We start from the raw sequence: 9,890 nt of genomic DNA on the forward strand, positions 1-9,890 counted from the left end.
TGTCGCAATTTGACTATTAAACGATCAACAAAAATGGCGCACCTCCAAGATTGCTTGGTACGTTGAGATTGCACCACTCACCAAAAAACGATTATTTTAGCGACGGCATATACTGGCTTCTCGATCGCCTGTTCCAAAGACAGGTCGAGGCATCTAAGGCATTATATTATACATAAGAAGTCTTATCAGCTTTTGAATGTAGTGAACTTAGAATCTTGGCGACCATGCTTCAGGCGAAGGCCACGAAGACAAAGATCGCTGAGACACTTGGTCGAGACCGCTCAACAATCCACCGCGAGATCAAGCGCAATGGGTGGCATGATGACGAAGGTCCTCAAACCGATGGGTACTGGCATTTGTCAGCGCAGATGCTCTCGGATCGGCGGCATTTGAAGCGTCGCAAGCTGGAGCAGCATGAGGATTTGCGCAATGAAGTTATTGCCAAATTGAAGGAAGGTTGGTCGCCTGAACAGATTGCAGGCCGGCTCAAGATCGAACCGCGTGCGCCATTCCGGATCTGTCATGAAACAATCTACCAATATGTTTACTCTGAAAGTGGCCAGTCTCAAGAGCTCGGCCGTCACCTCCCTGAGCGCCAAAGAAAGCGGAGGCCACGTTAAAGCGTTTTTCGTTTAATCTGAATCAGATTGAGCGAAAAACGTTGCCACACTGAATTGATAGTGCTGCGTTTCTCAAAATTGAGTGCCTCAAGTTTTTTTGAGAAACGCTTTACGCACGCAAAGCCCGTGATCGTGTGTTTCCCTTGGAAACAAGCATTCATAACCGTCCTGACGAGATCAATGACCGGAGCCAATTCGGCAACTGGGAGGGTGATTTGATGATCTTTGAGCGCGCACAGGGCAACGCAAACGTCGCTACGTTGGTGGAGCGGAAAACACGCTTCACGGTCTTGCTGCGCAACAACGACCGCAAGTCACGACCTCTGATGAATAGGCTGATCGACGAGATGTCTCCCCTGCCCGCACACGCCCGACGCAGCATCACGTTTGACCGGGGGTTTGAGTTCACATCCTGGCGCGAGTTGCAAAACGGCATGGGCACAAAAGCGTGGTTCTGTGCCCCCCAGGCGCCTTGGCAGAAAGGTTCGGTAGAGAACATGAACAAACGGGTCCGCCGATACCTTCCTCGGGACACTGCCCTGCTGTCGCTCCAAAATCGACATTTGAAGTCGCCTTGCGATCGTCTGAACGCGACCCCGCGGAAATGTCTGGGTTACAGAACACCGGCCGAGGCGTTCAGAGATGAATTGCTGAAACCGGAGCGGCGATGAAGTTTCTTTCCCACGCAGTCCGATGAAACCGAAATGGTACTCACATGGCTATAACTGAAAGTGACTGCATCATCTCCGTGTGCAGCGCAAAGTTACGCATTTTGCCGCTACCGGGCTTGGCAAAACATCCACACCATCAAGCCGTGGGGTCAAACACCTAGAGATTTTCGGGCGTGATGATCTCGAACGGGATATGACGCTGCATCGGGGCGTGCGCGCCTTCGGCATTCACGGAATCGATCATGGTCTGGATCAGGGCTTCGGTCGTGATCCGCATCGGGTGCGCGAGGGAGGCTGTGATCAGCCCTTCGGACAGCCCCTTGCGTGTCTCAGGGCCGATGTCGCGGCAGATGAGGCGGACGCCTTTGCGCCGGCTCTCGGGGACTTCGCGAAGAGCTTTGAGTACGCCCGAAATGCCTCCGCCAACCATAAAGATGCCGCGCAGATCGTCGGTTGATTTGAGAAGGTCGCGGACCATCAAGTAGGCGTTTTGCGGCTCCTCATGGGTTGGTCGGCTCTCGGAGGCGGTCAGGTGTGGAGCGTGTTCGCGGATGTAGGAGCGGAACGAGGCATCGGCAACGTCCTGACACTGGTAGCGGTGGTTGCCCTGGAACATGGCAACATGGCCTTCCTCATGCGTCATATTGGCGATGATCCATGCCGCTGTGCGCCCCAGCTTCCAATTGTCCGTGCCGACAAAGGCGGCGCGATCGGGGGCGGATTGGTCGGTGATATAGGCGGTCACAGGTTTGCCCATGTCACGCAGCGCACGGATGGTCTGGCCGATCTGGGGGTGATCTGCGGCGATGATGGCCACGGCATCACACTGTTTCCCGAGCGCATAAAGGCGCTGAGAAATGTTGTCGGGCGTGAGCAGGTCGACAAAATCCACGAAGGGTTCGACCACATCGAGGGGGCGGGTGTAGCTGACTTCGCGAATCATGCGTCCAAAAAGTTGGTAAAGCTCACGGGTGGACTGTTGAAGTAGAAAACCAAGGCGATAGGAGCGGGCATTTTTCTTGATTTGGTCCTCGATCGTTCCGAGGCCGTAAAAGCCGATTTTCTCTGCAGCCCCTTGGATTCGTTGGGCAGTTGTCGCTTTGACCTGTGAAGAACCAGAAAGGACGCGATTGACTGTAGATATGGAAACACCTGCCTCTTTGGCCAGATCTGAGATCGTTGGTTTCTTCATGGTGGCTGGCTCCAATGCTAATTTCGTGTCATTTTGAATGACACGTAATGAAGCAAATGTAACCAAAAAATGCGATTTCAGTTTCAGGAATCGTAACCTTTTCCTAAGACATTCGCTACTGAAGCCCCGCACTTACCGTGGGGTCAGGGAGGAAAAATCTATGACCAAATTCAGCCGTATCGCGGCCACCGCATCCACTGCCCTCATCGCAGCCTGTGCTGCAGGCTCGCTCATGGCCGCCGATATCTTTGTTATTGGGGGGAAGCCCGACGATCCCTTCTGGTCGCGCGTAAAGTTGGGCGCAGAAGACGCTGGTAAAGTTGCCGAGGCACAAGGTGGGTCTGTAACTTGGCTTGGCCCGCAAAACTACGACAACCTCGGCCCCGACGCGGCAGAACTTATCCGTCAGGCGATTGACCAGGGCGCAGACGCCATCGTCGGCCCTGACTGGGTTCCCGAAGCAATGGACCCCGCTTTCCAGGCTGTGACCGATGCAGGCATCCCGCTTGTCATCTACAACGCCGGTGGTCTCGAAGCTGCAGACAAACTCGGCGCTTTGAATTACGTCGGCGCCGTTGATTATAAATCCGGCTTTGCGGCTGGTGAATACCTCGGCAACGCAGGCCAGAAAAACGGTGCATGCGTCAACACCCTTCCGGGTGCGGCGAACATCGAAGCCTTCTGCTCTGGTTTCATCGACGGCGTGAAAGCCACGGGCGGTGAAGGCGAAACCCTACAGCTGCCCGCGACCGCTTACGGCGACGCAACCGCAGTGGCTCAGGCTGTGCGCGCTCACCTGCTGCAAAACCCCGAAGTTGACGCCATGTTCGCCATCGGTGGCGGTGACACCAACGCAACCGTCTCCGGCATCCAGCAGGCAGGCAAAGCCGGTCAGGTCAAAGTCTGCGGCATGAATTTCAACGACTCGATCCTCGCGAACATCCAGGCTGGCACGCAGGCTTGCGCCATCGACCAGCAGGGCTTCTTCGCTGTCTCCATCCTCAACAACTACGTCAACTACGGCGTGACCATCCCGACCCGTGAAATCCTCACCGGCCCGGGCATCGTCGACGCCTCCAACGTTGATCTGGTTGTCGAAGGCGTGAAAGCAGGCGCCCGCTAATCCCAGCGGCATCACGCAGGCCACATGCGTGACGTTTAACAGGCGGTCGCCCGTGAAAACGGGCGGCCAATCCAGACAGGTTTGCCTCGAACAAGCCGGTCTCACATGGAGCCGACCAAAGGCTTTGGTCCGTTCAAAGTGTTCGACCGCGCCTACGCCAACAAGATCGCCGTGGAAGAAGTCCAGAAGATGGGCATCACCCGGATCACCGATGGCGACCGCCTAGTCGGCGGCCTGTCGGGTGGTGAGCGCCAATCGCTCGCCATCGCCCGCGCCGTGTACTTCGGTGCGCGTGTTCTGATCCTTGATGAACCGACGGCTGCTCTGGGGGTGAAACAGGCGGCTCACGTGTTGCGCATCGTCAATGAGGCCAAGAAACGCGGTCTCGCCGTGATTTTTATCACCCACCAGGTGATGCACGCCATGACCGTGGGCGACCACTTTGCTGTTTTGATCCGTGGCGCGATCGCAGCCGACTTCCGCAAGGGTGAGAAAACCCGCGAGGAGATCACCGATCTCATGGCCGGTGGTGAAACCATGGCCGATCTCGAAGCCTCCATCGAAGGCTACATGGAAACCCACGACGGCCACCCGCCGAAAATGGAAACCGCTTAAATCCGATTCCTCCCCCCGCGCCGACGAATGTCGGCGCGGGCCTAAGCCCCTCTTTTTGAAGGCCTGCCCCCATGAAACACACACTTGACCCGCATATGATCCGCCATCTGTCTTTGGAAGACACTTTCGCGAAGGTTGCCGAGCTTGGTTACGACTATGTCGAGATGTCTCCGCGCCCTGATTTCTTTTCGTGGTGGACCCGTCCCAAGCTGTACCCCGAACGCATTCAGTCGTTTAAAAAAGCACTGAAAGGCAACAATGTCGGGCTTGCCACCATCCAGCCGATGTATCGCTGGGCGTCTCCCTACCAAGACGAGTGGGACATGGCGATCGACAATTGGAAGCGCGCGATCGAGTTTGCGGTCGAGCTGGAATGCCCGATGTTCGTGTCTGAGTTTGGCCGTGGCGGCTCTCCGAACCGTTCGCTCAATGACTGCTCCGGCATTCACCGCCCCGAGGTCTGCGAGGGCCAGTTCTTCCGCGCGATGGATATTCTGGTGCCGATCCTTGAGCGCGAAGGCATCAAATTGTCGCTCGAAGCGCATCCTGAGGACTGGGTTGAGGAAATTCATCCGGCGATCGACATCATCAAGACCATCAACTCGCCGATGGTGCGCGCGTCTTTCATCGCGCCGCATACCTTCTTTTACGGGCCCGATATGGAGGCCAACCTGCGCGCCACCGAAGGGCTTTTGGAACATGTGCGTCTGGCCGACACCTATGACCACAACAAGTCCTCCGAGCTGCGCTATATCGTGAACCCGCCGGAATCCAAAGTGCGCGTGCACCAGCATCTCGACTACGGCGAGGGCGAAATCGATTGGGATCTGTTCTTCTCGACACTGGCCGACATGAAATTCGACGGCGTGCTGTCGAACTGCGTCTTCGCATGGGAAGACCGCGCCGAGGACAGCGCGCGTTTCATGCTCGCGGAAACCAAACGCTACCTCAACAAGCACTTCAAATAAGGATCACGCTCATGGCACTCAACATCGGTGTTCTCGGGACGGGGATGATCGGTCAGGACCACATCCGTCGTCTCACCCAAGTGCTCTCCGGCGCAAATGTCGTCGGTGTGAGTGATATCTCTTTGGAACGCGCACAAGCCGCCGCTCCCGAGGACGCGGAAGTGTTCGAAACCCCCGAAGCTTTGATCTCTTCTGACAAGGTGGATGCGATTGTTATCTGTTCTTGGGGCCCTGCCCATGAAGAGCAGCTGCTCGCTTGTATCGCGGCCGGAAAGCCCGTGTTTTGCGAAAAGCCCATGGTGACCTCTGAGGCCGCCGCCCTGAAGGTGATCGCGGCCGAAGTCGCTTTCGGTCGTCGCCTTGTGCAGGTGGGGTTCATGCGCCGCTTCGATGCCGATTACCGCCGTCTCAAGGCCGTCATCGACAGTGGCTCTCTGGGGGCGCCGCTGATGTACAAATCCGTGCCCCGCAACGCTTCGGTGCCTGAAGGTCTTTACACCTCCGAGATGCCATTGAACGACACGCTTGTGCATGATGCGGATATCTCGCGCTGGCTCTTGAACGACGAGGTCGTGGGCGTCGAAGTGCGCCTGCCGCGTCGCTCGACCCGTGGCGGCGAGCTGCGTGATCCGCATATTGTGCTGCTGCACTGTGCCTCGGGCGCCATCGTCGATGTCGAGATCTCTGTGAACATCGCCTACGGCTATGACATTCGTGGTGAGGTGTCCTGTGAGATGGGTGTCGCGTCCTTGCCGAACCGTCCCGCGACCGTGATCTCCGACCAGTACGGCATCCGCCAAGCGATCCCCGAGGACTGGCGCGAGCGCTTTATTGAGGCCTACGACCAGGAGTTCCGCGAGTGGATCGTGGCAGCTGGAAACGGCACTGCAACGGGTCCGTCCGCATGGGACGGCTACGCCGCAACCCTCGTCGGCGATGCAGCCCTGCGTGCTGTTGAAGGCGGATCTTACGAGGCCATCAACATGATTGAAAAACCTGCGCTTTACGAGACCGAAATCGCTATGGCGGCAGAATAAGAGCGTTCTTCTGAGGAGTAGAGACAGTATGATCAACGGCGAAAGAACCATTCAACGCCCCCTTCGTTGGGGCATGGTCGGCGGCGGTCGCACGGGGCAGGTTGGGTATAAACACCGCACCGGCGCTCTGCGCGACGGCACCTATCAGCTTGTGGCGGGGGCGTTTGACCTCGATGCAGAGCGTGGCCGCGATTTCGGCACGGCTCTCGGCGTGGCCGAGGACCGTTGTTACGCGACCTACGGGGAGCTGATCGCGGCGGAAACCGCCCGTGAGGATGGGGTGGATGTGGTCTCTGTGGCCACGCCCAACTTCACCCACTACGAAATTACCAAGGCCTTGTTAGAGGCGGGTATCCACGTGATCTGCGAAAAGCCGCTCTTCTTCACCGTGAAAGAGTGCGAAGAGATCAAGACGCTGGCCGAGGCCAAGGGGCTGATCGTTGGTGTGACCTATGGCTTCACCGGCCACCCGTTGGTGCACCAAATGGCGGCGATGGTTCAAAAGGGCATGCTGGGCGATATCCGTATCGTCGATATGGCCTACACCCATGGCTTCAACTCTGGCGATGATACCAACGCCTCCGAGGCGCAGCAGTGGCGCACCGATCCGACCCGTTCGGGACCGACCTTTGTACTCGGCGATATCGGCACGCACCTCTACTACCTCTCCGAAGTCGTTCTGGGCGACATCAAGGTGGAGAAACTGCTCTGCGACCGCACTGCGTTTATCCCCTCACGCGCCCCGCTCGAAGACCACGCCACCGTGCTGATGCACTACGACAATGGCGCGCGCGGGCGTCTTTGGGTGTCCTCCGTGGACGCAGGCAACATGGGCTCGCAGCGCTATCGCTTCGTTGGCTCCAAAGCCTCTGTTGTGTGGTCCGACAGCCATCCCGATCAACTGATCTACCAAGTGCAAGGCGAACCCGAGCGCATCATGCACCACGGCATGCCCTACCTCGAAGAGGAAAGCCTTGCCGCCGACCGCATGGGCGCACTGCACACCGAAGGATTGGGTGACAGCTGGGCCAATATCTACCTTTGGATCGCCCAAGCCATCGACGCGAAACTGCGCGGTGACGATGTGTTTCTCAAGGATCACCACTACCCCGATATCAACGCAGGTCTCGAAGGCGTGCGTTGGCGCGAAAACTGCGTGAAATCTGCCGACCAGGGCGCTGCCTGGGTCGAGTTTGAATAACCGTCTCAATTAAGGAAACCGAGACATGAAACTTTCAATCTGTACTGATGTAATGGGCAATCTGTCCTTCACGGATATGCTCGATAAATGTGTTGAGCTTGGCGTTGAGGGCATCGAAATGACCGGCGGTGGCTGGTCCAGCGGTCCGCATTTCCGTGCTGACGCACTGTTGGCCGACAAGCAGCTGCTCAAAACCAAGCTCAAGGAAATCGAAGCCCGCGGTCTGCAGATCGCTGCGCTGAACTGCTCCGCAAACCCGCTCGATCCGGGTGCAATGGGCGCGCGTCACCTCAAAGAGATGAAAGAAACCATCACGCTGGCTGGCGAGATCGGTGTCGAAACCATCGTGACCATGTCCGGTCTGCCCGAAGCTGCCCCCGGCGACACCGTGCCGAACTGGCTCGTCTATACCAAATCCTGGCCAGATGAGATGCCCGAGCGCGACCGTTACCAGTGGGAAGACCGTGCGTTCCCGCTGTGGCACGATCTGGTGGACTTCGGCAAGAAAGCCGGCATCAAGCGTTACGCGCTCGAAAACTTCTCCGCCATGCTGGTGTGGAACCCCGAGACCCTGTTCCGCCTTCGCAATGAAGTCGGGGATATGGTCGGCATGAACCTCGACCCCTCCCACCTGATGTGGATGGGCGCCGAGCCGATCGCCTCCGCCCGCGCTCTGGGCGCCGCCATCCACCATTGCCACGGCAAAGACACCCGCATCGAGCGTGGTCTGTGTGATGTGAACGGTCTTTTAGAACTCAAAGAGGTCACTGACGTTGCCAACCGCAGCTGGAACTACGTGGCCGTGGGTGCAGGGCGCGATCTGCAATGGTGGAAGGAATTCTTCTCCGTTGTCGGCATGTGCGGCTACAACGGCTGGGTTTCGCTCGAGATGGAAGACTTCACCATGTCCACCGAGGCGGGCATCCAGTCCTCCATTGATGCTCTCAAAGCGACAATCATCCGCTAAAGCGTTTTTCGTTTAATCTGAATCAGATTGAGCGAAAAACGGTGCCACACTGAATTGATATTGCTGCGTTTCTCAAAATTGAGTGCCTCAAGTTTTTTGAGAAACGCTTTAAGTTAATCGGTGGCTGCGGACATCTTCGCAGCCGCCTCCCAACCCCAGAGGATTTTCTCCCGTGTATAAGTTCATCATCACCATCGAGACCGTGGACGGCGGACGCGACAAGATCCTCGAACGTGCGCCTCAGGCGCAGGCCGCGACCCGCAATGAGCCGGGCTGCATCGCCTATGATTTCTACACCTGCACGGACAATCCCAACGGTCTCGTTTTTGTCGAAACCTGGGTGGACCAAGCCGCGCATGACTTTCACATGGAGCAGGAGCACACCAAGAGCTTCATCGCTACCATGAACAATTCCACGAATCTCTGACCTTAGAGACGATCAACATCGCATCTAACTGAGCCACCTGAGCTATGACCGCAAACCGTATCACCATCACCTGCGCGCCCTGTTGTTGGGGCGTGGATGACGTGAATAATCCCCACCTTCCCGCATGGGAAAAGGTGCTGGATGAGGCACGCGATGCGGGCTTTGGCGGGATGGAGCTTGGCCCCTACGGTTACATGCCGCTCGACGTGGTGCAGGTGTCGGATGCACTGGCGCAGCGGGATTTATCCATCGTGGCAGGCACGATCTTTGATGATCTCGTGTCGGAGGCGAATACTGAAAACCTCATTCGCCAGACCCGCGAAATCTGCGCGCTGATCACCGCTCTGCCCAAGCCCAAGACCCACGCAGGCCAACGCTTTGACGCGCCCTATCTGACCGTGATGGACTGGGGTCATGACGAACGCGATTTCGCCGCAGGCCACTCCAAACGCGCCCCGCGTCTTGATCTGTCGGATTGGGCGGGCATGGTGGAAAACATCCGCCAGGTCGCCACCATCGCCCGCGACGAGTTCGGCGTGCGTACCGTGATCCATCCCCATGCCGGCGGTTACATCGAATTCGCCGACGAAATCGAACGGCTCGTAGCGGACGTGGATGCGAAGACGGCTGGCCTGTGCCTCGACACGGGCCACATGGCCTACGCGGGCATGGATCCTGTGGCCACGCTGACCCGCTATTGGGACCGCGTCGACTACATCCACTTCAAGGATATCGACCCCGCCGTTTATGAGGCGGTTATGGGAGAACGCATCCGCTTTTTCGACGCCTGTGCGAAAGGCGTCATGTGCCCCATCGGTAAGGGCAATATCGACTATCCCGCCATCCGCGCGTTTCTCAACGAGAAGAGCTACGGCGGCTATATCACCATCGAACAAGAGCGCGATCCCCGCAACACAGGCTCCATTCTGGATGACCTCGCGGCCTCGCGCGTCTACCTCCAAACAACGGGTTTCTAGGACTATGACCAAAGTCCTTGACGTAATCACCATTGGACGCGCGGGCGTCGATCTTTATGGCGCCCAGATTGGGGGGCGTTTGGAGGACATGG

General features: G+C 57.6%; 9 protein-coding genes and 1 pseudogene. 9 read left to right on the plus strand and 1 reads right to left on the minus strand.

Features of this window, described 5'->3' with window-relative positions:
• The first annotated feature begins 224 nt into the window (after positions 1–224).
• A pseudogene (locus ACN0X0_RS22185) lies at positions 225–1,291 on the plus strand (IS30 family transposase).
• Positions 1,292–1,448: 157 nt separating this feature from the next.
• Here the strand turns inward: ACN0X0_RS22185 and ACN0X0_RS22190 are convergent.
• Positions 1,449–2,549 carry a substrate-binding domain-containing protein gene (locus ACN0X0_RS22190; RefSeq protein WP_417281019.1) on the minus strand — a complete coding sequence of 367 codons (1,101 nt, stop codon included), beginning with the start codon at positions 2,547–2,549 and terminating at the stop codon, positions 1,449–1,451.
• Between the two features lie 94 nt (positions 2,550–2,643).
• Here ACN0X0_RS22190 and ACN0X0_RS22195 point away from each other — a divergent pair, with 94 nt between their 5' ends.
• The 8 genes from ACN0X0_RS22195 to ACN0X0_RS22230 all read left to right on the plus strand — a co-directional run bounded on the left by ACN0X0_RS22195 (position 2,644) and on the right by ACN0X0_RS22230 (position 9,798).
• Positions 2,644–3,606: a substrate-binding domain-containing protein gene (locus ACN0X0_RS22195; RefSeq protein ID WP_417281020.1), complete on the plus strand. Its 963-nt coding sequence runs from the start codon at positions 2,644–2,646 to the stop codon at positions 3,604–3,606.
• A 105-nt stretch (positions 3,607–3,711) separates the two neighbouring features.
• Positions 3,712–4,221 carry an ATP-binding cassette domain-containing protein gene (locus tag ACN0X0_RS22200; RefSeq protein ID WP_417281021.1) on the plus strand — a complete coding sequence of 170 codons (510 nt, stop codon included), beginning with the start codon at positions 3,712–3,714 and terminating at the stop codon, positions 4,219–4,221.
• 71 nt (positions 4,222–4,292) lie between these two features.
• Complete coding sequence (locus ACN0X0_RS22205) at positions 4,293–5,189, plus strand: sugar phosphate isomerase/epimerase family protein (protein WP_417281022.1); 897 nt, start codon at positions 4,293–4,295, stop codon at positions 5,187–5,189.
• A gap of 11 nt (positions 5,190–5,200) precedes the next feature.
• The gene (locus ACN0X0_RS22210; RefSeq protein ID WP_417281023.1) at positions 5,201–6,226 is read left to right on the plus strand and encodes a Gfo/Idh/MocA family oxidoreductase; all 1,026 of its coding nucleotides are present in this window, start codon (positions 5,201–5,203) and stop codon (positions 6,224–6,226) included.
• 28 nt (positions 6,227–6,254) lie between these two features.
• A complete protein-coding gene (locus ACN0X0_RS22215) occupies positions 6,255–7,427 on the plus strand; it encodes a Gfo/Idh/MocA family protein (RefSeq protein ID WP_417281024.1) in 1,173 nt (390 codons plus the stop codon).
• Between the two features lie 25 nt (positions 7,428–7,452).
• Complete coding sequence (locus ACN0X0_RS22220; protein ID WP_417281025.1) at positions 7,453–8,394, plus strand: sugar phosphate isomerase/epimerase family protein; 942 nt, start codon at positions 7,453–7,455, stop codon at positions 8,392–8,394.
• Between the two features lie 172 nt (positions 8,395–8,566).
• Positions 8,567–8,821 (plus strand): putative quinol monooxygenase, encoded by a 255-nt coding sequence (locus ACN0X0_RS22225; RefSeq protein ID WP_417281026.1) that lies wholly within the window; start codon positions 8,567–8,569, stop codon positions 8,819–8,821.
• 44 nt (positions 8,822–8,865) lie between these two features.
• Positions 8,866–9,798, plus strand: coding sequence for a TIM barrel protein (locus ACN0X0_RS22230; protein WP_417281027.1), 933 nt, complete (start codon positions 8,866–8,868; stop codon positions 9,796–9,798).
• Positions 9,799–9,890 lie beyond the last annotated feature (92 nt).

Source organism: Celeribacter sp. (assembly GCF_048270365.1).
Classification (GTDB): Bacteria; Pseudomonadota; Alphaproteobacteria; order Rhodobacterales; family Rhodobacteraceae; genus Celeribacter.

Excerpts from the sequence above, each read along its gene's own strand:
- ACN0X0_RS22220 (WP_417281025.1), top strand. The coding sequence starts at position 7,453 with ATGAAACTTTCAATCTGTACTGATGTAATGGGCAATCTGTCCTTCACG.
- ACN0X0_RS22215 (WP_417281024.1), top strand. The coding sequence starts at position 6,255 with ATGATCAACGGCGAAAGAACCATTCAACGCCCCCTTCGTTGGGGCATG.
- ACN0X0_RS22200 (WP_417281021.1), top strand. The coding sequence starts at position 3,712 with ATGGAGCCGACCAAAGGCTTTGGTCCGTTCAAAGTGTTCGACCGCGCC.
- ACN0X0_RS22230 (WP_417281027.1), top strand. The coding sequence starts at position 8,866 with ATGACCGCAAACCGTATCACCATCACCTGCGCGCCCTGTTGTTGGGGC.
- ACN0X0_RS22195 (WP_417281020.1), top strand. The coding sequence starts at position 2,644 with ATGACCAAATTCAGCCGTATCGCGGCCACCGCATCCACTGCCCTCATC.
- ACN0X0_RS22210 (WP_417281023.1), top strand. The coding sequence starts at position 5,201 with ATGGCACTCAACATCGGTGTTCTCGGGACGGGGATGATCGGTCAGGAC.
- ACN0X0_RS22205 (WP_417281022.1), top strand. The coding sequence starts at position 4,293 with ATGAAACACACACTTGACCCGCATATGATCCGCCATCTGTCTTTGGAA.